The 21,951-nt window shown below is 54.1% G+C and carries 22 protein-coding genes; 9 read left to right on the forward strand and 13 right to left on the reverse strand.

Going from position 1 to position 21,951, the window contains the following annotated elements; translation table 11 throughout:
* The gene (locus WM46_RS17665) at window positions 1–870 is read left to right on the forward strand and encodes a phosphoribulokinase (protein WP_102602916.1); all 870 of its coding nucleotides are present in this window, start codon (window positions 1–3) and stop codon (window positions 868–870) included.
* Between the two features lie 99 nt (window positions 871–969).
* Here the strand turns inward: WM46_RS17665 and WM46_RS17670 are convergent, their stop codons facing one another.
* Window positions 970–1,374, reverse strand: coding sequence for an OsmC family protein (locus tag WM46_RS17670; protein ID WP_042998393.1), 405 nt, complete (start codon window positions 1,372–1,374; stop codon window positions 970–972).
* A gap of 307 nt (window positions 1,375–1,681) precedes the next feature.
* Between WM46_RS17670 and crp the strand changes: the two genes are divergently transcribed.
* On the forward strand, window positions 1,682–2,314 hold the full coding sequence (gene crp, locus WM46_RS17685; RefSeq protein WP_000242758.1) for a cAMP-activated global transcriptional regulator CRP: 633 nt from the start codon (window positions 1,682–1,684) through the stop codon (window positions 2,312–2,314).
* 51 nt (window positions 2,315–2,365) lie between these two features.
* A complete protein-coding gene (locus WM46_RS17690) occupies window positions 2,366–4,453 on the forward strand; it encodes a YccS/YhfK family putative transporter (RefSeq protein WP_102602917.1) in 2,088 nt (695 codons plus the stop codon).
* Between the two features lie 97 nt (window positions 4,454–4,550).
* Here WM46_RS17690 and WM46_RS17695 read toward each other — a convergent pair whose 3' ends face one another.
* The 5 genes from WM46_RS17695 to ppiA all read right to left on the reverse strand — a co-directional run bounded on the left by WM46_RS17695 (window position 4,551) and on the right by ppiA (window position 7,889).
* Window positions 4,551–5,768 carry an aspartate aminotransferase family protein gene (locus WM46_RS17695; protein WP_102602918.1) on the reverse strand — a complete coding sequence of 406 codons (1,218 nt, stop codon included), beginning with the start codon at window positions 5,766–5,768 and terminating at the stop codon, window positions 4,551–4,553.
* A gap of 85 nt (window positions 5,769–5,853) precedes the next feature.
* A complete protein-coding gene (gene pabA, locus WM46_RS17700) occupies window positions 5,854–6,417 on the reverse strand; it encodes an aminodeoxychorismate synthase component 2 (protein WP_102602919.1) in 564 nt (187 codons plus the stop codon).
* A gap of 31 nt (window positions 6,418–6,448) precedes the next feature.
* Complete coding sequence (locus tag WM46_RS17705; protein ID WP_102602920.1) at window positions 6,449–7,051, reverse strand: putative adenosine monophosphate-protein transferase Fic; 603 nt, start codon at window positions 7,049–7,051, stop codon at window positions 6,449–6,451.
* A complete protein-coding gene (locus WM46_RS17710; RefSeq protein WP_102602921.1) occupies window positions 7,041–7,208 on the reverse strand; it encodes a YhfG family protein in 168 nt (55 codons plus the stop codon). Before WM46_RS17710 ends, WM46_RS17705 begins: the two co-directional genes overlap by 11 nt.
* A gap of 108 nt (window positions 7,209–7,316) precedes the next feature.
* Entirely contained in the window at window positions 7,317–7,889 is a 573-nt protein-coding gene (gene ppiA, locus WM46_RS17715; RefSeq protein WP_042322832.1) for a peptidylprolyl isomerase A, read from the reverse strand.
* Between the two features lie 265 nt (window positions 7,890–8,154).
* Between ppiA and tsgA the strand changes: the two genes are divergently transcribed.
* From tsgA to WM46_RS17745, 6 genes are all read left to right on the forward strand, one after another.
* Window positions 8,155–9,336, forward strand: a complete 1,182-nt coding sequence (gene tsgA, locus WM46_RS17720) for an MFS transporter TsgA (protein WP_061076106.1) — start codon at window positions 8,155–8,157, stop codon at window positions 9,334–9,336.
* A gap of 320 nt (window positions 9,337–9,656) precedes the next feature.
* Window positions 9,657–12,200, forward strand: coding sequence for an NADPH-nitrite reductase large subunit (gene nirB, locus WM46_RS17725; RefSeq protein ID WP_102602922.1), 2,544 nt, complete (start codon window positions 9,657–9,659; stop codon window positions 12,198–12,200).
* Window positions 12,197–12,523: a nitrite reductase small subunit NirD gene (gene nirD, locus WM46_RS17730; RefSeq protein ID WP_061076104.1), complete on the forward strand. Its 327-nt coding sequence runs from the start codon at window positions 12,197–12,199 to the stop codon at window positions 12,521–12,523. Before nirB ends, nirD begins: the two co-directional genes overlap by 4 nt.
* 177 nt (window positions 12,524–12,700) lie before the next feature.
* Window positions 12,701–13,510: a nitrite transporter NirC gene (gene nirC / locus WM46_RS17735; protein WP_042998404.1), complete on the forward strand. Its 810-nt coding sequence runs from the start codon at window positions 12,701–12,703 to the stop codon at window positions 13,508–13,510.
* An 11-nt stretch (window positions 13,511–13,521) separates the two neighbouring features.
* The gene (cysG, locus tag WM46_RS17740; RefSeq protein ID WP_102602923.1) at window positions 13,522–14,895 is read left to right on the forward strand and encodes a siroheme synthase CysG; all 1,374 of its coding nucleotides are present in this window, start codon (window positions 13,522–13,524) and stop codon (window positions 14,893–14,895) included.
* 245 nt (window positions 14,896–15,140) lie between these two features.
* On the forward strand, window positions 15,141–15,317 hold the full coding sequence (locus tag WM46_RS17745; protein ID WP_102602924.1) for a YhfL family protein: 177 nt from the start codon (window positions 15,141–15,143) through the stop codon (window positions 15,315–15,317).
* A gap of 75 nt (window positions 15,318–15,392) precedes the next feature.
* Here the strand turns inward: WM46_RS17745 and trpS are convergent, their stop codons facing one another.
* The 7 genes from trpS to aroK form a co-directional block, all read right to left on the reverse strand.
* On the reverse strand, window positions 15,393–16,397 hold the full coding sequence (trpS, locus tag WM46_RS17750) for a tryptophan--tRNA ligase (RefSeq protein ID WP_061076093.1): 1,005 nt from the start codon (window positions 16,395–16,397) through the stop codon (window positions 15,393–15,395).
* Window positions 16,390–17,148: a phosphoglycolate phosphatase gene (gene gph / locus WM46_RS17755; RefSeq protein WP_102602925.1), complete on the reverse strand. Its 759-nt coding sequence runs from the start codon at window positions 17,146–17,148 to the stop codon at window positions 16,390–16,392. The genes trpS and gph overlap by 8 nt, the downstream gene beginning before the upstream one ends.
* Entirely contained in the window at window positions 17,141–17,818 is a 678-nt protein-coding gene (gene rpe, locus WM46_RS17760) for a ribulose-phosphate 3-epimerase (RefSeq protein WP_061076091.1), read from the reverse strand. The genes gph and rpe overlap by 8 nt, the downstream gene beginning before the upstream one ends.
* Window positions 17,819–17,835: 17 nt before the next feature.
* Window positions 17,836–18,672, reverse strand: coding sequence for an adenine-specific DNA-methyltransferase (dam, locus tag WM46_RS17765; protein ID WP_061076090.1), 837 nt, complete (start codon window positions 18,670–18,672; stop codon window positions 17,836–17,838).
* Between the two features lie 66 nt (window positions 18,673–18,738).
* Window positions 18,739–20,028, reverse strand: a complete 1,290-nt coding sequence (gene damX, locus WM46_RS17770) for a cell division protein DamX (protein ID WP_102602926.1) — start codon at window positions 20,026–20,028, stop codon at window positions 18,739–18,741.
* A 96-nt stretch (window positions 20,029–20,124) separates the two neighbouring features.
* On the reverse strand, window positions 20,125–21,213 hold the full coding sequence (gene aroB / locus WM46_RS17775) for a 3-dehydroquinate synthase (RefSeq protein WP_102602927.1): 1,089 nt from the start codon (window positions 21,211–21,213) through the stop codon (window positions 20,125–20,127).
* Between the two features lie 58 nt (window positions 21,214–21,271).
* A complete protein-coding gene (gene aroK / locus WM46_RS17780) occupies window positions 21,272–21,793 on the reverse strand; it encodes a shikimate kinase AroK (protein WP_042322869.1) in 522 nt (173 codons plus the stop codon).
* Window positions 21,794–21,951 lie beyond the last annotated feature (158 nt).

Consider the following 21,951-nt stretch of genomic DNA (forward strand, 5'->3'; position numbering starts at 1 on the left):
ATGTCTGCCAAACATCCGGTGATTGCGGTAACAGGATCCAGCGGCGCGGGGACCACCACCACCAGCCTCGCGTTCCGTAAAATTTTTGCGCAGCTCAACCTGCGCGCCGCCGAGGTGGAAGGCGATAGTTTTCACCGCTATACCCGTCCGGAAATGGATATGGCGATCCGCAAAGCACGCGACGCCGGACGCCACATCAGCTATTTTGGCCCCGAAGCCAATGACTTCGGTCTGCTGGAACAGACGTTTATTGAGTACGGTCAGACGGGCAAAGGCCAGTCGCGTAAATATCTGCATACCTACGATGAAGCCGTCCCGTGGAATCAGGTGCCGGGGACGTTTACCCCGTGGCAACCCCTGCCGGAACCCACCGATGTGCTGTTCTATGAAGGCCTGCACGGCGGCGTCGTCACGCCCCAGCATGAGGTCGCAAGCCATGTTGATCTACTGGTCGGCGTGGTCCCCATCGTTAACCTGGAGTGGATCCAGAAGCTTACCCGCGATACCAGCGAACGAGGCCATTCTCGTGAAGCGGTGATGGATTCGGTGGTGCGTTCGATGGACGACTATATCAACTACATCACGCCGCAGTTCTCCCGCACCCACATTAACTTCCAGCGCGTTCCTACCGTGGACACCTCAAACCCGTTCGCGGCCAAAGGCATTCCGTCACTGGATGAGAGCTTTGTCGTGATCCATTTCCGTAATCTGGAAGGGATCGATTTCCCCTGGCTGCTGGCGATGCTGCAGGGTTCATTCATTTCCCACATCAATACATTGGTGGTACCTGGCGGCAAAATGGGGCTGGCAATGGAACTCATCATGTTGCCGCTGGTACAGCGACTGATGGAAGGCAAGAAGATCGAATAAACGATGGGAAGTGCCCGATGGCGCTACGCTTATCGGGCCTACAAATCAGGAATCTGTAGGCCGGACCAGACGCTAGCCGCCATCCGGCGACATGAATAATTACGCCGCAATCACTTCATACGAATGGGTAATGTTGACCGCTTTTCCCAGCATCAGCGCCACAGAGCAATACTTCTCCGCCGACAGATCGACCGCACGCGAAACAGCGGCATCCTTCAGGTCATTTCCCGTGACAATAAAGTGCAGATTGATGTGGGTGAACAGGCGTGGCGCCTCTTCGCGACGTTCCGACGTCAGTTTCACTTCGCAGTTCGTCACATCCTGACGGCCTTTTTGCAGGATAGAAACCACGTCAATTGCGCTGCAACCGCCCGCGGCCATCAGCACCATTTCCATCGGGCTCGGCGCTTTATCGCCAGAGTTACCGTCCATCAAAATCTGGTGTCCGGAAGCCGACTCACCCAGGAAGGTTAACCCCTCAACCCATTTAACACGCGCTTGCATATTTTTTAACTCCAGTGCGTCAATTTTCCTGACAGATTACGCGTACATAACAATTCTCGCAACGGAAGGCGACCTCCGTCATGCTGAAGCGAGACACCAGGAGACACACGGCTAAAGCTATGCTAAAACAGTCAGGATGCTACAGTAATACATTGATGTACTGCATGTATGCAGAGGACTTCACATTAAAGGCTGCAGTTTGTTTTTGACAGCCTCTTCCCAGGACGCGGGAAGCACATTTTTGCAACCCCAGAGACAGCGGCATTTTTTGGCTCTGGAGACAGCTTATAACAGAGGATAATCGCGCATGGTGCTTGGCAAACCGCAAACAGACCCGACACTTGAATGGTTCTTGTCTCATTGCCACATTCATAAGTACCCGTCCAAGAGCACGCTGATTCACCAGGGTGAAAAAGCAGAAACGTTGTACTACATCGTTAAGGGCTCAGTGGCAGTGTTGATTAAGGATGAGGAAGGGAAAGAAATGATCCTTTCTTATCTGAATCAGGGTGATTTTATTGGCGAACTGGGCCTGTTTGAAGAAGGCCAGGAACGTAGCGCATGGGTTCGGGCGAAAACAGCGTGTGAAGTGGCTGAAATTTCCTACAAGAAATTCCGTCAGTTGATCCAGGTGAACCCGGATATTCTGATGCGCCTCTCTTCCCAAATGGCTCGCCGCCTGCAAGTCACTTCAGAGAAAGTCGGTAACCTGGCCTTCCTCGACGTGACCGGTCGTATCGCCCAGACTCTGCTGAATCTGGCGAAACAACCTGATGCGATGACTCACCCGGACGGTATGCAGATCAAAATCACTCGCCAGGAGATTGGTCAGATCGTTGGCTGCTCTCGCGAAACCGTTGGTCGTATTCTGAAGATGCTGGAAGATCAGAACCTGATCTCCGCTCACGGTAAAACGATCGTCGTTTACGGCACTCGTTAATCTCATCGGAAATGACGCGCTACCCGGTAGTGCGTCATTTTTGTTTTGCCAATGTGGCGCAGACTGATTTATCACCCAGAAATCAACTATGCACTACGTCAAACGCTGGTGCTCTGTTTGCCCGTGGCCGTCGGCCTGATCATCGGGCAGTTACATCTGGGCCTGCTCTTCTCTCTGGTTCCCGCCTGCTGCAACATTGCCGGGCTTGATACTCCGCACAAACGCTTTTTCAAACGCCTGATTATCGGTGCATCGCTGTTTGCCGGCTGTAGCCTGATCATGCAGCTGCTGCTGGCGCAGGCGGTGCCGTTACCCCTGATCCTGACCGGCCTGACGCTCACGCTCGGCGTCACCGCTGAATTGAGCTCCCTTCACGCGCGATTGCTTCCGGCCTCGCTGATTGCGGCGATTTTCACACTGAGCCTCGCGGGAAATATGCCGGTCTGGGAGCCGCTGCTGATCTACGCGCTGGGCACATTATGGTATGGGTTATTTAACTGGTTCTGGTTTTGGCTCTGGCGCGAACAGCCGCTGCGCGAGTCACTGAGTCTGTTATACCGGGAACTGGCGGATTACTGCGAAGCCAAATACAGCATGTTGACCCAGCACACCGACCCGGAAAAAGCCCTGCCGCCGCTTCTGGTGCGCCAGCAGAAAGCCGTCGACCTCATCACTCAGTGCTATCAGCAGATGCACATGCTGTCGGCACATCACAATAATGACTATAAACGGATGCTGCGCGCCTTTCAGGAAGCGCTGGATCTGCAGGAACATATCTCCGTCAGTCTGCATCAACCGGAAGAAGTGCAGAAGCTGGTCGAGCGCAGCCACGCGGAACAGGTGATTCGCTGGAATGCGCAAACGGTCGCCGCTCGCCTGCGCGTACTGGCGGATGACATTCTGTATCACCGGCTGCCGACGCGGTTCACCATGCAAAAGCAGATTGGCGCGCTGGAAAAAATTGCTCATCAGCATCCGGATAACCCCGTCGGGCAGTTCTGTTACTGGCACTTCAGCCGTATCGCCCGCGTGCTTCGCACCCAGCGCCCGTTGTACGCCCGCGATCTGATGGCCGATAAGCAGCGTCGGCTACCGCTGCTGCCGGCGTTGAAAAACTACCTCTCGCTGAAATCTCCGGCGCTACGTAGCGCCGGGCGGATCAGCGTCATGCTCAGCATCGCCAGTCTGATGGGAACCGCGCTGCATCTGCCGAAGCCTTACTGGATCCTGATGACAGTGCTGTTTGTGACGCAAAACGGTTACGGCGCCACCCGCGTGCGCATTCTGCACCGTTCAGCGGGAACGCTGGTGGGGCTGATTATCGCAGGCGTGACGCTGCACTTTCATATTCCTGAGGGATATACGCTGGCCTTGATGCTGGTAATAACCCTTGTCAGTTATCTGACCATCCGCAAAAACTACGGCTGGGCGACGGTTGGATTTACCGTCACAGCGGTGTATACCCTGCAACTGCTGACACTGGACGGCGAACAGTTCATCATTCCACGATTTGTCGATACGGTAATAGGCTGCCTGATTGCGTTTGGTGGCACCGTCTGGCTGTGGCCGCAGTGGCAGAGCGGTCTGTTGCGTAAAAACGCCCATGATGCGCTGGAGGCCGATCAGGAAGCCATTCGTCTGATTCTGAGCGACGATCCGCAACCCACGCCGCTCGCCTGGCAACGTATGCGGGTCAACCAGGCGCACAATACGTTGTTCAACTCGCTCAACCAGGCGATGCAGGAACCCGGCTTTAACAGCCATTATCTGGAAGATATGAAGCTGTGGGTGACACACAGTCAGTTTATCGTCGAACATATCAATGCGATGACCACGCTGGCGCGTGAGCATACGATGCTGACGCCGGACCTGGCGCAGCGGTATCTGCAATCGTGTGAAATAGCGCTGCAACGCTGTCAGCAGCGACTGGAGTATGACGGGCCCGGCAGCTCAGGGGATGTGAATATTCTGGAAGCGCCAGAAATGCTGTCCCACGGACCGTTAAGTACCCTGGAACAGCATCTGCAGCGCGTTATTGGTCACCTTAACACTATGCACACCATCTCGTCTGTGGCATGGCGTCAGCGGCCGCACCACGGAATCTGGCTCAGCCGTCGCTTGCGGGATATGCGGGGTTAACACGGATTACCGGATAGCGGCATAACGCCTTATCCGGCCTGCACGGAGCGCGTTATCGACACCAGGCCTGATAAGCGCTACGCCATCAGGCAAACGGTTAACCGACAACCTTCGCAACAGCCTGTGCAAAACGCTGCATCCCTTCGTCGATATCCGCCTCTTCCACCACCAGCGATGGGGCAAAGCGCATCACGTCAGGACCGGCATTCAACACCATCACGCCAGCCTCCGCCGCCGCATAAAGGAAATCACGCGCGCGTCCTTTGTATTGTGGTTTCAGCTCGGCACCAATCAACAGGCCCATACCACGAATATCGCTGAACACGTGGTACTGCTCATCAATCTGCTGCAGATGTTGAACGAATCTCTGCCGCTTCGCCTGTACGCCACCCAGCACGTCCGGCGTGTTGATGATGTCGAATGCCGCTTCCGCCACGGCGCAGGCCAGCGGGTTACCGCCGTAGGTCGAGCCATGAGAGCCGACGTGAAACGCTGAAGCAATCTCCTGCGTCGTCAATACCGCGCTCACCGGGAAGCCGCCGCCCAGCGCTTTCGCACTGGTGAGAATATCCGGCGTCACGCCATAGTGCATATAGGCAAACAGATCGCCGGTACGCCCCATCCCGCTTTGTACTTCATCAAACACCAGCAGTGCCTGATGCTGATCGCAGAGCTCGCGCAGACCTTTCAGGAACGCTGACGTCGCGGCCAGAACGCCCCCCTCACCCTGTACCGGCTCAACCACGACAGCACAGGTATGATCATCCATCACCGCTTTCACTGCGTGAAGATCGTTAAACGGAACGTGGACGATATCCGCCGGTTTTGGCCCGAAACCATCGGAATACTTCGGCTGACCGCCGACAGTGACGGTAAACAGTGAACGACCGTGGAACGCATTATGAAAGGCAATAATTTTGGTTTTGAACGGGCTATGGCGCACGCAGGCATAATGACGCGCCAGCTTGAACGCCGTTTCGTTGGCTTCTGTCCCGGAATTCATGAACAGCACGCGCTCGGCAAAGGTGGCATCGATTATTTTTCGTCCCAGACGCAGTGCGGGTTCGTTGGTAAAGACGTTACTGGTATGCCAGAGCGTTTCACCCTGGGTTTTCAGGGCCGCCACCAACGCCGGATGGCAATGCCCCAGCGCGGTCACCGCAATTCCTCCCGCGAAATCAACATAGTCTTTGCCCTGCTGATCCCAGACCCGACTGCCTTTCCCTTTTACCGGAATAAATTCCGCCGGTGCATAAATCGGCAGAATGACTTCATCGAAAGTTGCCCGGGTTACTGCCGTTTGTTCAGTTGCCATCTCATGCCCATCCAGTTATGCAAAAATGAATGTGAAAATATAATCACAAAATATGCATAAAAAATCATCGGATAGCAACCACAAATCACCGATTAAGGAAATTTGCCAGCAGCTGATGCCCCTGTTCGCTGAGAATACTTTCCGGGTGAAACTGCACGCCTTCCAGATCCCACGTCGTATGGCGGATCCCCATAATCTCCTGCGTTTCGCTCCAGGCAGTCACCTCAAAGCCGTCGGGGAGTGTGGCGGGGTCGATGACGAGCGAGTGATAGCGGGTGACGGTAAGCGGGTTAATTAACCCCTGAAACACGCCCTGTCCCGTGTGGTGGATAGGCGACGTTTTTCCGTGCATCACTTTTGCGGCGCGTACGATCGTTGCACCAAAAGCCTGCGCCATCGCCTGATGCCCCAGACAGACGCCCAGGATCGGCAACCGTCCGGCATAATGGCGAATCACCTCCAGCGAAATTCCGGCATCATCCGGGGTGCAGGGGCCGGGCGAGATGACGATTTTTTGCGGCTGTAGCGCATCGATCTGCGACAGCGTCAACTCATCGTTGCGCTTAACCTGCACGTCAGCGCCCAGCTCACAAAAATACTGATAGAGGTTCCAGGTGAAAGAATCGTAGTTGTCGATAAGCAGGATCATGGCGGCTCCGGTCGAGGAAAACCGCGCTATTTTACTCAGTTTCCTCGGCTTCGCTTACCCCTTTACGAAATATCGCCTGCAATGCGCTAAGGTCGCCCATCGCCCCTTCCTGATTCGCCCGACTCCATTCCGCCACCGGCACATCTGCCCAGCGAAGAAGATAACCAGCATGAATAGCCAGTTGTTCGAAGAAAATCCGCTGTGCCATGCCGCTGCCAAGACGAAACGGATGTAGCACGTTGATCTCACAGTAATAATGCGCAAGGCGGCTGACGAACTTCTCTTTCGGCAGCCCCATCAGGTAGCCCTCTTCCTCCAGATCCTGCATCAGGGCATTCCCCTCTTTTTCGATGTAAGCGAAATGACAGAAACGGGTATCACCCTGATAGATATCCACTTCACGCAGATGACCCGCCCAGTCAAAGACGTCCTGGTAAAGCTGACGATGAATCGCACACAGATGAGGCAACCCGCGCTTCGACGGGCCCAGTTCGATGGTCGCCGCACGCAATGCGGTCAGTTCGTAAGCGGCCTGCTCCAGACGCCCGACCTGGTGGATCCCCAGACGGTTACGCATCACATTCAGTCCGGGGTAGAGATACGGATCGCGGTCGTCGCCGATTTTATCGCTCATAGTGCCTCCGGAGTTCTTCCAGACGCGCCAGCGCCTCTGCGGCATTAAGCGTGACTAACGGACTTTCGACGCCCTCAAGACAGCGGCTGGCCTGAAAATTCACGTTGCGCTGCTGTTCCCAGAGCCGGGATTTTTGCCTGTCGGTGAGTTTTTTCACTGTACGCCTCCCTGATTGATCCGTGTTTGCCACAAGTATAAGCAGCAAAACGCGGTTACGCAGGGAGGATAAAACGACGCGGGCTTGCAACACCCGCGCGGGGAAGGATTACGGCAGCACTTTTGCGGAGAGGATAACCACCGGTTTTGACGGCACATTCTGGTAAGGGCCGACATCATGGGTCGGCACCTGGGAAATCTTATCGGCCACGTCCATCCCTTTCACAACTTTACCAAATACGGCATAGCCGAAGTCACGCTGGCCGTGATCGAGGAAAGCATTATCCGCCACGTTGATAAAGAACTGGCTGGTCGCGCTGTCTTTATCGGCAGTACGCGCCATCGCGATGGTGCCGCGCGTGTTACGCAGGCCGTTATCGGCTTCGTTTTTAATCGGAGGATTAGGTTTCTTCTGCTGCATCTGCTCGGTGAAGCCGCCACCCTGGACCATAAAGCCCGGAATGACACGGTGAAACGTGGTGTTGTTATAGAAACCATTGTTCACATAATCGACAAAGTTTTGCACTGAAACAGGCGCTTTCTGGCTATTCAGTTCCAGTTCAATATTACCTGCAGAGGTTGTCAGCAAAACGTGCGGATCCCCTTTTGCTGCCAGCGCTGCGGGAGAGAGAGCAGAAAGGGCGAAAACAGCTGCAACAGCCGCCAGGGTCGATTTGAGCATGAGATTTCCTTTAGGAGAGCGGTAACAAAAGCCAGTGGTTTGATTCTAAAGAGCCTTCAGGGACAAGGCCATCCCTTTACCTAATTTTACGTACCTGAAACATATGTAACTTCATCAATGCCTTAATTATTGTGATTTATATCACCTTTAAATATGTAACAGACTCTGTAATTTCCGATAAAAGTTTAAATCCATCACTAAAACGCCTAAAATCCGCCCGTTCCCGGCGCCGTCAATGCGCTTTACTTCCATTTACAGGCCAGTCATGACTAACAGCAATCGTATCAAGCTCACATGGATTAGCTTTCTCTCCTACGCCCTCACCGGTGCGTTGGTTATTGTCACCGGGATGGTGATGGGAAACATCGCAGAGTATTTCCAGTTGCCGGTTTCCAGTATGAGTAACACTTTCACCTTCCTGAACGCCGGTATCTTGATCTCCATTTTCCTTAATGCCTGGCTGATGGAAATTGTTCCGCTGAAAACGCAACTGCGCTTTGGCTTTATCCTGATGGTGCTGGCCGTTGCCGGTCTGATGTTCAGCCATAGTCTGGCTCTGTTCTCTGCCGCAATGTTTGTGCTGGGGCTGGTCAGCGGGATCACCATGTCGATTGGTACGTTCCTGATTACGCAGATGTATGAAGGTCGTCAGCGCGGCTCCCGCCTGCTGTTTACTGACTCCTTCTTCAGCATGGCTGGGATGGTTTTCCCAATGGTCGCCGCGTTCCTGTTGGCGCGCAGCATCGAGTGGTACTGGGTGTACGCCTGCATCGGCCTGGTCTATGTCGCTATTTTTCTTCTGACCTTCGGCTGTGAATTCCCGCCGCTGGGCAAACACGCGCCGCAAAGCGATACGCCAGTCGTGAAAGAGAAATGGGGCATCGGCGTCCTGTTTCTGTCTGTCGCTGCGCTGTGTTACATCCTCGGTCAGTTGGGCTTTATCTCCTGGGTACCTGAGTACGCGAAAGGGTTGGGGATGAGCCTGAACGATGCCGGTACGCTGGTCAGCAATTTCTGGATGTCGTACATGTTCGGGATGTGGGCCTTCAGTTTCATTCTGCGTTTCTTCGACTTACAGCGCATTCTGACCGTCCTGGCGGCACTGGCCACCGTGCTGATGTACCTGTTCATCACCGGGACGCCTGAACATATGCCGTGGTTTATTCTGGCTCTCGGCTTTTTCTCCAGCGCCATCTATACCACTATTATCACCCTGGGTTCGCAGCAGACCCGCGTAGCCTCGCCAAAACTGGTTAACTTCGTCCTGACCTGCGGCACCATCGGCACCATGCTGACGTTTGTCGTCACCGGTCCTATCGTGGCGCACAGCGGTCCTCAGGCGGCCTTGCTCACCGCGAATGGCCTGTACGCCATCGTCTTCGTCATGTGTTTTATCCTCGGTTTTGTGACCCGTCATCGCCAGCATGACGCCCCGGCAGCACAGTAACGTTATTTGCCGGATAGTGATCCTCTTTGTAGGCCGGATAAGGCGCTGTCGCCATCCGGCCTTTTCACGTTTCTCTCCCCTTCCTCGAAGGATGTAGGCCAGCCAATCTTTAGTGGTAGCCTTCCTCCGCTAAAAACCCCTTGTTTTGTACGTTATTTGTACGATCGCGAAAAGTCTGATATTTCCGCAACTTAAGAAAATGCTGTCAAATCAGCAATATACCCCTTAAGAGGTATATAAAGGTGAATTTGATTTGCATCAATAAGTGGGAGTGCTGAATCGTTAAGGTAGGCAGTAATAGAAAAGAAATCGAGGCAAAAATGAGCAAAGTCAGACTCGCTATTATCGGTAATGGTATGGTCGGCCATCGCTTTATTGAGGACCTTCTTGATAAATCCGACGCTGCCAATTTTGATATTACTGTTTTCTGCGAAGAACCCCGCAAGGCATATGACCGTGTGCACCTGTCATCCTACTTCTCACATCACACCGCAGAAGAACTGTCTCTGGTCCGTGAAGGATTTTACGAGAAGCACGGTGTTAACGTGCTGGTCGGCGAACGTGCGATTACCATCAACCGCCAGGAAAAAGTGATTCACTCCAGTGCGGGCCGTACGGTTTACTATGACAAGCTGATTATGGCGACCGGTTCTTATCCGTGGATCCCGCCTATTAAAGGTTCCGAAACCCAGGACTGCTTCGTTTATCGCACCATCGAAGACCTCAACGCGATTGAATCCTGCGCCCGTCGCAGCAAGCGTGGTGCGGTCGTCGGAGGCGGTCTGTTAGGTCTGGAAGCGGCAGGCGCGCTGAAAAATCTTGGCGTGGAAACCCACGTGATTGAATTCGCCCCGATGCTGATGGCCGAACAGCTTGACCATATGGGCGGCGAACAGTTGCGTCGCAAGATTGAAAGCATGGGCGTGCGCGTGCACACCAGCAAAAACACCCAGGAGATCGTTCAGCAAGGCACTGAAGCCCGTAAAACGATGCGTTTTGCCGACGGTAGCGAGCTGGAAGTGGACTTTATCGTCTTCTCCACCGGTATTCGCCCACGCGACAAACTGGCGACCCAGTGTGGTCTGGAGGTCGCGCCACGCGGCGGGATTGTGATCAACGATGCCTGCCAGACGTCCGATCCGGATATCTACGCCATCGGCGAATGTGCCAGTTGGAACAACCGGGTGTACGGTCTGGTCGCACCGGGCTACAAAATGGCGCAGGTCGCCGTTGACCATATCCTCGAGAACGAAAACGCCTTCGAAGGCGCAGATTTAAGCGCCAAGCTGAAACTGCTGGGCGTTGACGTTGGCGGTATTGGCGACGCACATGGTCGTACGCCGGGTGCCCGTAGTTACGTTTACCTCGACGAAAGCAAAGAGGTCTACAAACGCCTTATCGTAAGCCCAGATAACAAAACCCTGCTCGGCGCTGTACTGGTGGGAGATACCAGTGATTATGGCAACCTGCTGCAACTGGTTCTGAACGCTATCGAACTGCCGGAAAACCCGGACTCGCTGATCCTGCCCGCCCATGCCGGCAGTGGTAAGCCGTCTATCGGCGTGGATAAACTGCCAGACAGCGCGCAGATTTGCTCCTGTTTCGACGTCACCAAAGGTATGCTGGTCGCCGCCATCAACAAAGGCTGCCACACCGTTGCCGCGCTGAAAGCCGAAACCAAAGCCGGTACCGGCTGCGGCGGCTGTATCCCGCTGGTTACCCAGGTGCTGAACGCCGAACTGGCGAAACAGGGTATCGAAGTAAACAACAACCTGTGCGAGCACTTTGCTTACTCGCGCCAGGAACTGTTCCACCTGATTCGTGTGGAAGGCATCAAAACTTTCGATGAACTGCTGGCAAAACACGGTAAAGGTTATGGCTGCGAAGTGTGTAAACCGACCGTGGGCTCTCTGCTGGCCTCCTGCTGGAATGAGTACATCCTGAAACCGCAGCACACCCCGCTGCAGGATACCAACGACAACTTCCTGGCGAACATTCAGAAAGACGGAACCTACTCCGTGATCCCGCGCTCTGCCGGCGGTGAAATCACGCCGGAAGGTCTGGTTGCCGTAGGTCGTATCGCCCGTGAATTTAACCTGTACACCAAAATCACCGGTTCTCAGCGTATCGGCCTGTTCGGCGCGCAAAAAGACGACCTGCCGGAAATCTGGCGCCAACTGATTGAAGCTGGCTTCGAAACCGGCCATGCCTACGCCAAAGCGCTGCGCATGGCGAAAACCTGTGTGGGCAGCACCTGGTGCCGTTACGGCGTGGGTGACAGCGTGGGCTTCGGCGTTGAGCTGGAAAACCGCTACAAAGGCATTCGTACCCCGCACAAGATGAAGTTCGGCGTTTCCGGCTGTACCCGTGAATGTGCCGAAGCCCAGGGCAAAGACGTCGGTATCATCGCGACCGAGAAAGGCTGGAACCTGTACGTCTGCGGTAATGGCGGGATGAAGCCGCGTCATGCGGATCTGCTGGCAGCGGATATCGATCGTGAAACTCTGCTCAAATATCTCGACCGTTTCATGATGTTCTACATCCGTACGGCGGACAAACTGACCCGTACCGCACCCTGGTTAGACAACCTGGAAGGCGGCATTGAGTATCTGCGCTCCGTCATCATCGACGACAAACTGGGTCTGAACGAACATCTGGAAGAAGAGATGGCTCGTCTGCGCGAAGCCGTAGTCTGCGAGTGGACGGAAACCGTCAACACGCCGTCTGCCCAGACGCGTTTCAGACACTTCATCAACAGCGATAAACGCGATCCGAACGTCCAGGTGGTGCCTGAACGTGAACAGCACCGTCCGGCCACGCCGTATGAACGCATCCCGGTCACTCTGGTGGAGGAAAACGCATGAGCCAGTGGAAAAACATCTGCCACATTGATGACATCCTGCCCGCAACCGGCGTCTGCGCGTTGTTAGGTGAGGAACAGGTCGCTATTTTTCGTCCGTATCACAGCGACCAGGTGTTTGCGATCAGCAACATCGACCCGTTCTTTGAATCCAGCGTGCTGTCCCGCGGATTGATTGCGGAACACCAGGGTGAATTGTGGGTCGCCAGCCCGTTGAAAAAGCAACGCTTCCGCCTGAGCGACGGCCTGTGCATGGAGGATGAAAGTCATTCCGTGGCGCATTACGACGCGCGGGTGAAAGACGGCGTCGTGCAGTTGCGCGGTTAATGAATTTTAGGGAGGCGCAACGCCTCCCTTTTTTAACGTATTAGTAGTTCTGTTTTTTCGCAGGACTGATAAGCGTAGCGCCATCAGGCAAATTGCATCAGCGCATTGCCTGATGGCGGCATAAATGCTTATCCGGCCTACGGTTACGTTTTTATTTTTTTCATTTCAAGGATAATCATGTTCACAGATACGATTAACAAATGTGCGGCTAACGCTGCCCGCATCGCACGCCTGTCGGCAAATAATCCTCTCGGTTTTTGGGTCAGTTCTGCGATGGCCGGTGCTTACGTTGGTCTCGGTATTATCCTGATTTTCACTCTCGGTAACTTACTCGATCCGTCCGTGCGTCCACTGGTGATGGGCGCAACCTTTGGGATCGCCTTAACGCTGGTGATTATTGCGGGTTCCGAACTGTTTACCGGTCACACGATGTTCCTGACGCTTGGCGTCAAAGCGGGCACCATCAGTCAGGGGCAAATGTGGGCGATTTTGCCGCAGACCTGGTTGGGTAATCTGGTGGGTTCTGTGTTCGTCGCACTGCTGTACAGCTGGGGTGGCGGTAGCCTGCTACCGGTCGATACCAGCATCGTACACTCGGTCGCGCTGGCGAAAACCACGGCTCCGGCAACGGTACTGTTCTTCAAAGGCGCGCTGTGTAACTGGCTGGTTTGTCTGGCAATCTGGATGGCAATCCGTACCGAAGGCGCCGCGAAATTTATCGCTATCTGGTGGTGTCTGCTGGCGTTTATTGCATCCGGCTATGAACACTCGGTTGCCAACATGACGCTGTTCGCCCTCTCCTGGTTCGGTCACCACAGCGAAGCCTATACCCTGGCGGGGATTGGTCATAACTTACTGTGGGTAACACTCGGCAATACTTTGTCCGGTGTCGTGTTCATGGGGTTAGGTTATTGGTATGCTACGCCAAAATCGGAGCGACCGGCTCCGGCAAAAATCAACCAAACTGAGGCTACAGCCAATAATTAAGGGGTAATGTCGTGGATCATTTGCCTATATTTTGTCAACTACGTGACCGCGACTGTCTGATTGTCGGCGGTGGTGATGTCGCAGAACGCAAAGCACGGTTACTGCTGGAAGCAGGCGCTCGTTTAACGGTTAATGCGCTGGCGTTTATTCCGCAGTTCACCGTATGGGCAAATGAAAACATGTTAACGCTGGTGGAAGGACCGTTTGATGAAGCCCTTCTCGACCCGTGCTGGCTGGCGATTGCCGCGACCGATGATGATGCGGTCAATCAGCGCGTCAGCGATGCCGCAGAATCCCGTCGTATCTTCTGTAACGTCGTGGATGCGCCAAAAGCCGCCAGTTTCATCATGCCCTCGATTATCGACCGTTCACCGCTAATGGTGGCGGTCTCCTCCGGCGGCACCTCACCGGTGCTGGCCCGTCTGCTGCGTGAAAAACTGGAATCCGTTTTACCTCAACATTTGGGTCAGGTTGCACACTACGCCGGGCAGCTTCGTCCCCGGGTGAAAAAACAGTTTGCCACGATGGAAGAACGTCGCCGCTTCTGGGAAAAGCTGTTTGTTAACGACAGGCTGGCGCAGTCGCTGGCGAATGCCGACCATAAAGCGGTAGAAGACACTACCGAGCAGATGCTCAGCGAGCCGTTGGATCATCGTGGTGAAGTGGTGCTGGTAGGCGCAGGCCCTGGCGATGCCGGACTTCTGACGCTAAAAGGATTGCAGCAAATCCAGCAGGCCGATGTGGTGGTCTATGACCGTCTGGTTTCTGACGATATCATGAACCTGGTGCGTCGCGACGCCGACCGTGTATTTGTGGGTAAACGCGCAGGCTACCACTGCGTTCCGCAGGAAGAAATTAACCAAATCCTGCTGCGAGAAGCGCAACAGGGCAAACGCGTCGTCCGTCTGAAAGGCGGTGATCCGTTTATCTTTGGCCGTGGTGGCGAAGAGCTGGAAACGCTGTGCCACGCTGGCATTCCATTCTCCGTGATACCGGGAATTACGGCAGCGTCCGGTTGCTCCGCCTACTCCGGCATTCCGCTGACTCACCGTGACTACGCCCAGAGCGTACGTCTGGTTACCGGACACCTGAAGACCGGCGGCGAGCTGGACTGGGAAAACCTGGCAGCAGAAAAACAGACGCTGGTGTTCTATATGGGGCTGAATCAGGCGGCCACTATCCAGCAAAAACTGATCGAATTTGGCATGCAGGCCGATATGCCGGTCGCACTGGTTGAGAATGGCACCTCGGTGAAACAGCGGGTTGTGAGTGGCGAACTGGCGCAACTGGGCGAACTGGCGCAACAAGTCGCCAGCCCGGCGTTGATTATTGTCGGCCGCGTGGTTGGGCTGCGTGATAAGCTAAATTGGTTCTCAAATCATTAAAACCAGGTCGTTAATTGTGAAGGCCGGATATATCCGGCCTTTTTATTCTCTTCCTAATAAAAAGTCCGAAAATGGACTAATTGTTAATCAATACATTACAACAAGTTAAGCCCATTCCCTGCTTTCTTATTCAGGTAACTACTGACGCCAAAATAATATTCCGATATCGTTAACATGAGCAGTGGCGAATTATATTCACCTCTTCAATCGGTAAATTATACATATTTAACACATAGGGAATGTAAATGAATAAGTTTATTAAAATGGCACTGGTAGGTGCAGCACTGGCAACACTGACAGCATGTACCGGCCATATCGAAAACCGTGATAAGACCTGCTCTTATGATTACCTGCTGCACCCGGCTATTTCTATTTCCAAAATGATTGGCGGTTGTGGGCCAGTCGCTCCGGTAGCGAAGTAATCGTTTCAAATCCAGAATAGACAGAGTTAAAAAAACCGGGAACATTTTCCCGGTTTTTTTTATTTTTCACAGCCGTTACGGTTTGGCGACAAAACCAATCGCTTCGTAGACCGCTTTCAGCGTAGCCGATGCCCGCGCACCCGCTTTTTCCGCGCCATCTTTCATCACCTGCTGCAGGAAGGCTTCGTCGTTGCGGAAACGATGATAACGCTCCTGCAACTCGGTCAGCATGCCGGAAACGGCATCGGCGACGTCGCCTTTCAGGTGACCATACATCTTGCCTTCAAACTGTTTTTCCAGTTCAGGAATGCTCTGTCCGGTCACGGCAGAGAGAATATCCAGCAGGTTAGAAACGCCCGCTTTGTTCTGCACGTCGTAGCGCACCACCGGCGGCTCTTCGGAATCTGTTACCGCACGTTTGATCTTCTTGACCACCGATTTCGGATCTTCCAGCAGACCAATCACGTTGTTGCGGTTGTCGTCTGACTTGGACATCTTTTTCGTCGGCTCCAGCAGAGACATCACGCGGGCGCCTGATTTAGGAATAAACGGCTCAGGAACTTTGAAGATATCGCCATACAGCGCGTTGAAACGCTGAGCAATATCGCGGCTCAGTTCCAGATGTTGTTTCTGGTCTTCACCCACCGGCACCAGGTTGGTCTGATACAGCAGGATATCTGCCGCCATCAGTACCGGATAGTCAAACAGACCGGCGTTGATGTTCTCAGCGTAGCGCGCTGACTTATCTTTGAACTGGGTCATACGGCTCAGTTCGCCAAAGTAGGTGTAGCAGTTCAGCGCCCAGCTCAGTTGCGCATGTTCAGGCACATGAGACTGAACGAAAATGGTGCTTTTCTCAGGATCGATACCGCACGCGAGGTAGAGCGCCAGCGTATCCAGCGTCGCTTTACGCAGTTGCTGGGCATCCTGACGAACGGTGATAGCATGCTGGTCAACGATGCAATAGATGCAATGGTAATCATCCTGCATGTTCACCCACTGACGCAGTGCACCCATGTAGTTACCAATGGTCAATTCACCTGAGGGCTGTGCGCCACTAAAAACGATGGGCTTAGTCATTTTTCGATTCCTGATTTTCGCTATGCGGAAGCCCGAGAGCGGGCAGTAGTTCATTAATGCGGTCGTACATGACGTCTGGCTGGCTCAGCGAGATCGGTTCACCGTAGTTGTAGCCGTAGGTGAGGCCAACGGACGGGCAGCCAGCGGCTTTTGCCGCCTGAATATCATTACGCGAATCCCCAACGAAGAGCAATTGCTCTGGCGCAATGCCGAGCTTACTTGCCACCAGCAGCAGCGGATCCGGATGCGGTTTTTTGTTCTGGACGTCGTCACCGCCAATAACGACGCTGAAATATTTACTGATATCCAGCGCGTCGAGCAATGGCGCAACAAACGGCGTCGGCTTGTTAGTCACCAGACCGAGCGGCAGCCCTTTGGCGTGCAGTGCACCCAGCGTATCGGCGACATCAGGGAACAGAAACGTCCCTTCTTCTGCAACATCTCCGTAGTAACGGTCAAACAGCTTACGCAGAATACGGACCTGCTCCTCGACGGGAATATCTTCATCGACCGGCGGTTTGCCCATCGTCTTACGAAGTGTGGCGCGCTCCTGACGAGACCAGGTTAACGCACGCTCCATCAATACATCAGCACCGTTACCAATCCAGGTAATGACGCGCTCTTCACCGGCAACCGGCAGCTCCAGCGCATACAGCGCCATGTCCACTGCGGCGCTCAATCCCGGCGCGCTGTCCACCAGAGTTCCGTCGAGATCGAAGGCGACGCCCCGAATATCCTGCAATTTATCCATGAGTTACCTTTGCCAGTTCGCTGCGCATGTCATCAATGACTTTTTTGTAGTCTGGCTGATCGAAAACGGCGGAACCGGCGACAAACATGTCGGCTCCCGCAGCGGCGATTTCAGCAATGTTGCTCACCTTCACGCCGCCATCCACTTCGAGGCGAATGTCGTAACCCGACTCGTCAATGCGACGGCGGACTTCGCGCAGTTTGTCCAGCGTTTGCGGAATGAAGGACTGACCGCCAAAGCCCGGGTTAACGGACATCAACAGGATCACGTCCAGCTTGTCCATCACATAGTCCAGATAGCTCAGCGGCGTCGCTGGATTGAAGACCAGCCCCGCTTTACAGCCGTGCTCTTTAATCAGTTGCAGCGAGCGGTCAACGTGTTCGGAGGCTTCCGGGTGAAAGGTAATGATGCTGGCGCCGGCGGCAGCGAAATCCGGGATGATTCGATCGACCGGTTTCACCATCAGATGCACATCGATGGGAGCCGTAATGCCATATTTACGCAGGGATTTCAGTACCATCGGACCCATGGTCAGATTCGGTACATAGTGGTTGTCCATGACGTCAAAATGCACGACGTCACCACCGGCAGCCAGAGCTTTCGCGGTGTCCTCACCCAGGCGAGCAAAATCAGCCGACAGGATTGAGGGGGCAATCAAATACTGTTTCATCCGCTTCTCCTTGAGAATTATTTATTCGCGGGTGAAACGACTCCTGGTTTGTACAGAGCCAGCAGTTCGTCCACCTTTTTACGTGTGCCGCCGTTGCTGCTTATACTGCGCCGCACTTTGACCTGAAAATGTTCCGCCGCTTTATACCATTCGCGGGTATCCGGCGTGTCATGGTTCGAAATTAACACCGGGATCTGCTTACTGACCAGCTTTTCGGCCATTTTCGCCAGATGGGCCTGCTCTTTCGGGCTAAAGCTATTGGTATGATACGCGGTGAAATTCGCCGTTGCTGACAGCGGGGCGTAGGGCGGATCGCAATAGACAACCGAGTTCGCATCCGCTTGCTCCATGCACTCATCATATGAGAGGCAGTGGAATTCCGCATTCTGCGCTTTTTCCGCAAAGTGATACAACTCAGCTTCCGGGAAGTAAGGCTTTTTGTAACGTCCAAACGGCACGTTAAACTCACCGCGCAGATTGTACCGGCACAGGCCGTTGTAACCATATCGGTTCAGATACAGGAACAGGACCGCGCGGCGGAAAGGATCCTGGCTGGCGTTGAACTCTTCCCGGAACTGATAGTAGACCTCAGCCTGATTGCTTTCTGGGTTAAACAGTTCACGGGAAGCCTTCACGTACTCGTCGGTACGGGTCTTCACGATCTTATAGAGACTGATAAGATCGCTGTTGATATCGGCAAGAATATAACGAGAAAAGTCGGTGTTAAGAAACACCGACCCTGCACCCACAAAGGGTTCGACCAGGCATTCACCCTGCGGTAAATGCCGTTTGATGTCGTCAAGCAGGGGATATTTTCCCCCTGCCCACTTCAGAAAAGCGCGATTTTTTTTCATGCTGACTAACTAATTACACCTTCTCCGGCTGTGGAGAAAGCTCCGACAGCATCCTGCGCTTTAACATTATTTCAGATCGGCCTGTACCTGATGCAACGGTTTGGCCCACGGATTTTTTGCCTGCACATCGGCTGGCAGCGTGGAAACCGCGCGTTTCGCATCTTCTTTCGAGGCATACACGCCAGACACCAGAACATACCACGGTTGACCGTTACGCGTCGTCTGATACACCACATAGTTTTTCAGATTCTCTTTCTTCGCCCAACCATTCAGGTTGTCGTAGTTAGAAGAACTGCTGAGCTGCAGGGTGTAATGACTGGACGGTGCGGACTTCAGCGATCCGACGTTACCGGCGCTTTTAGCGCCAGCTGCGCTACCCGCCGTTGCCGCTGGTGCGGTCTGAGCAGGTGCTGCCGATTGTGCGGGTGCTGCTGTCTGTGCCGGCGCGGTGCTGACCGTCGCTTTCGGCGCCGTCGTGGCCGTAGGCGCTGCGGGTTCAGTCCGTTTAGGCTGAGCTGCCGGTTTCGGCGCTACAGGCGTCGTTTTCGCGGTGGTCTGTGGTTTCTTCGGTTCGATCACAACTTGCTTACGTTCTGGACGCGTGGTGGCCGGACGCTCGCTGCCAGGTACACTCGCCGTCTGGCTCGACGTACTACCATTACGCACGGGCGCAACGGTCGCCGGTTCTGTTGGCAGCGTAGAGTTCGCCACCACATTGTTCACCTGTTCCTGGCCCTGCGGTTGCGTCAGTGCATTGTTCAGATCGCCCTGCACTTCTACACGCTGTTGACCTTCTGTGGTCGCAGGCGTTTGGCCCTGCGTTGGCGTGGAAGAGATAGGCGGCAAAGAAACATCCTGCTGCGTGTTGCCCGCAGTCTGTTCAGCGGAAGTGCTTCCCGGAGCCGGTTGGGCACCGTTTGCCTGGTCAGCGGCATTGCCGGTGAGATCGATATTTTTCTCGCCAGACGCCGTTTGTTCACTTGAAGACGGGGTGGACGGCGCTTTCAGCGCGGAGCCAATACCGATGATCAGCAGCAGCAGAACCAGCACGCCCACGCCCATCATCATGTACTGGCGGGAAGCGGGTTTACCGGCGGCTTTTTTACGCTTACGCGGACGACGCTCGACGCGTTCTTCATCCACGAACTCTTCATCATCGGATTCGTAATCCTCTTCCCTCTCTTGCTCATCAAGGCGTTCTTTACGCCCGCGCGCAGGACGGCGATCGTCAGCGTCCAGATCAACATCATCAAAGTTGATCTGCGGTTCACCGCGTTCTGAAGATTGACGAGAACGACCAGTACGACGATCGCTGGGATCGGGTTTCAGCTCGTCTTCTGGTTTGAATTCATCCATTTAACACCCCACTCAAAGGCTAATGCTTACGACGTTGCAACTAACCTGAATCTAAATGGCCGATACGTGAGCCGTATCAGTCCGCCTTTCTTGTTGCTACGCCTGCTGGCAATCAGCAATAGCGTTAAGAACCACCTCATGCGACACACCGCCGCGTACTTCACTTTTCCCTATTGCCAGCGGAAGGACTAAACGTATTTCTCCCGCCAACACTTTTTTATCACGCAACATGTGCGGCAGGTAAGCCTGCGCGGACATCTCGCGCGGTCCGTGGACCGGCAAGCCGGCACGTTTAAGTAACGTGATGATGCGCTGCGTATCTTCTGGTGCAAACTGCCCCAGGCGTTCCGACGTCCGCGCAGCCATTACCATACCTGCTGCGACCGCTTCACCATGTAACCAATTGCCATAACCCATTTCAGCTTCAATGGCATGACCGTACGTGTGCCCAAGATTCAGTAAAGCACGTAAGCCGGTTTCGCGCTCGTCTGCGGCAACAACTTCGGCTTTCAGCTCACAACAACGACGAATACACCAGGCCATTGCCGGTCCGTCCAGACGCAGTAACGCATCCAGATTCTCTTCCAGCCAGCTAAAGAATTCGCCATCAAGGATAATGCCGTACTTGATCACTTCCGCCAGACCGGACGCCAGTTCACGGGCAGGGAGCGTTTTCAGACAGTCGAGATCCACCACCACGGAGGCCGGCTGGTAAAACGCGCCGATCATATTTTTGCCGAGGGGATGGTTTACGGCGGTTTTACCGCCAACGGAGGAGTCGACCTGCGACAAAAGCGTCGTCGGGACCTGGATGAAGCGCACGCCGCGCTGATAGCTGGCAGCGGCAAAACCGGTCAGATCGCCAATGACGCCGCCGCCCAGTGCGACCAGCGTCGTATCACGACCATGCGGTTTTTGCAGCAAGGCGGTGAATACCGTATCCAGCACCGTCAGGCTTTTGTACTGCTCGCCGTCAGGCAGGATGACGCTATCAACGTTCACACCCGCTTGTTCAAGTACGTTGCGAATCTTATCAAGATAAAGGGGAGCCAGGGTTTCGTTGGTGACCAACATAACCTGATCGCCCGATTTCAGCGGTAAGAATGAAGCTGGTTCGTTAAACAAACCAGCCGCGATGGTGATAGGGTAACTACGTTCCCCGAGAGTGACGGTAATCCTCTCCATGACGCGACATCCACCTTAATGACTTATACCCGCTTACCGAGTGTGTATTAAGCCAGAATCAGTTGCTTTCCAGCATATGAATAATCTGGTTTGCAACGACTTTGGCGCTCTGATCATCGGTACGAATGGTTACGTCGGCAATCTCTTCATACAGCGGATTGCGTTCGTCGGCCAACGCTTCCAGAACTTCACGAGGCGGCGCTTCTACCTGCAACAGCGGACGTTTTTTATCGCGCTGCGTACGCGCAAGTTGTTTTTCGATGGTCGTTTCGAGATAGACCACGACGCCACGCGCGGAAAGACGATTACGGGTTTCACGCGATTTTACAGAGCCACCACCGGTAGCCAGCACAATACCCTGTTTTTCCGTCAATTCGTTGATGACTTTCTCTTCACGATCGCGGAAGCCGTCTTCACCTTCTACGTCGAAGACCCAGCCCACATCAGCTCCGGTTCGTTTCTCAATCTCTTGATCAGAATCGTAAAATTCCATATTGAGTTGTTGAGCTAACTGGCGCCCAATAGTGCTTTTTCCGGCACCCATAGGCCCAACCAGAAAGATATTGCGTTTCTCTGCCATTTTTTCGGTACTACTAAGACTATTCGTTAATGATAAACCCGCGTCGCAGACACTGAGCGCAGCAGGACATGAACTGAAACCTCATAAGATATTGCGAGAGTCAGACTGAAAATTATCTCAATACTCAAGCAGGTTTGGCAACTGAATAAATCATCAAA

This window comes from Citrobacter freundii complex sp. CFNIH2 (assembly GCF_002880615.1).
Taxonomy (GTDB): Bacteria; Pseudomonadota; Gammaproteobacteria; order Enterobacterales; family Enterobacteriaceae; genus Citrobacter_A; species Citrobacter_A amalonaticus_F.

What these genes read in the sequence shown, in the direction of transcription:
- aroK (WP_042322869.1), bottom strand. Translation starts at nt 21,793, where the DNA reads ATGGCAGAGAAACGCAATATCTTTCTGGTTGGGCCTATGGGTGCCGGA.
- WM46_RS17695 (WP_102602918.1), bottom strand. Translation starts at nt 5,768, where the DNA reads ATGGCAACTGAACAAACGGCAGTAACCCGGGCAACTTTCGATGAAGTC.
- nirC (WP_042998404.1), top strand. Translation starts at nt 12,701, where the DNA reads ATGTTCACAGATACGATTAACAAATGTGCGGCTAACGCTGCCCGCATC.
- trpS (WP_061076093.1), bottom strand. Translation starts at nt 16,397, where the DNA reads ATGACTAAGCCCATCGTTTTTAGTGGCGCACAGCCCTCAGGTGAATTG.
- aroB (WP_102602927.1), bottom strand. Translation starts at nt 21,213, where the DNA reads ATGGAGAGGATTACCGTCACTCTCGGGGAACGTAGTTACCCTATCACC.
- WM46_RS17665 (WP_102602916.1), top strand. Translation starts at nt 1, where the DNA reads ATGTCTGCCAAACATCCGGTGATTGCGGTAACAGGATCCAGCGGCGCG.
- dam (WP_061076090.1), bottom strand. Translation starts at nt 18,672, where the DNA reads ATGAAAAAAAATCGCGCTTTTCTGAAGTGGGCAGGGGGAAAATATCCC.
- nirB (WP_102602922.1), top strand. Translation starts at nt 9,657, where the DNA reads ATGAGCAAAGTCAGACTCGCTATTATCGGTAATGGTATGGTCGGCCAT.
- ppiA (WP_042322832.1), bottom strand. Translation starts at nt 7,889, where the DNA reads ATGCTCAAATCGACCCTGGCGGCTGTTGCAGCTGTTTTCGCCCTTTCT.
- WM46_RS17690 (WP_102602917.1), top strand. Translation starts at nt 2,366, where the DNA reads ATGTGGCGCAGACTGATTTATCACCCAGAAATCAACTATGCACTACGT.
- gph (WP_102602925.1), bottom strand. Translation starts at nt 17,148, where the DNA reads ATGGATAAATTGCAGGATATTCGGGGCGTCGCCTTCGATCTCGACGGA.
- rpe (WP_061076091.1), bottom strand. Translation starts at nt 17,818, where the DNA reads ATGAAACAGTATTTGATTGCCCCCTCAATCCTGTCGGCTGATTTTGCT.
- WM46_RS17705 (WP_102602920.1), bottom strand. Translation starts at nt 7,051, where the DNA reads ATGAGCGATAAAATCGGCGACGACCGCGATCCGTATCTCTACCCCGGA.
- crp (WP_000242758.1), top strand. Translation starts at nt 1,682, where the DNA reads ATGGTGCTTGGCAAACCGCAAACAGACCCGACACTTGAATGGTTCTTG.
- pabA (WP_102602919.1), bottom strand. Translation starts at nt 6,417, where the DNA reads ATGATCCTGCTTATCGACAACTACGATTCTTTCACCTGGAACCTCTAT.
- tsgA (WP_061076106.1), top strand. Translation starts at nt 8,155, where the DNA reads ATGACTAACAGCAATCGTATCAAGCTCACATGGATTAGCTTTCTCTCC.
- WM46_RS17745 (WP_102602924.1), top strand. Translation starts at nt 15,141, where the DNA reads ATGAATAAGTTTATTAAAATGGCACTGGTAGGTGCAGCACTGGCAACA.
- nirD (WP_061076104.1), top strand. Translation starts at nt 12,197, where the DNA reads ATGAGCCAGTGGAAAAACATCTGCCACATTGATGACATCCTGCCCGCA.
- damX (WP_102602926.1), bottom strand. Translation starts at nt 20,028, where the DNA reads ATGGATGAATTCAAACCAGAAGACGAGCTGAAACCCGATCCCAGCGAT.
- WM46_RS17670 (WP_042998393.1), bottom strand. Translation starts at nt 1,374, where the DNA reads ATGCAAGCGCGTGTTAAATGGGTTGAGGGGTTAACCTTCCTGGGTGAG.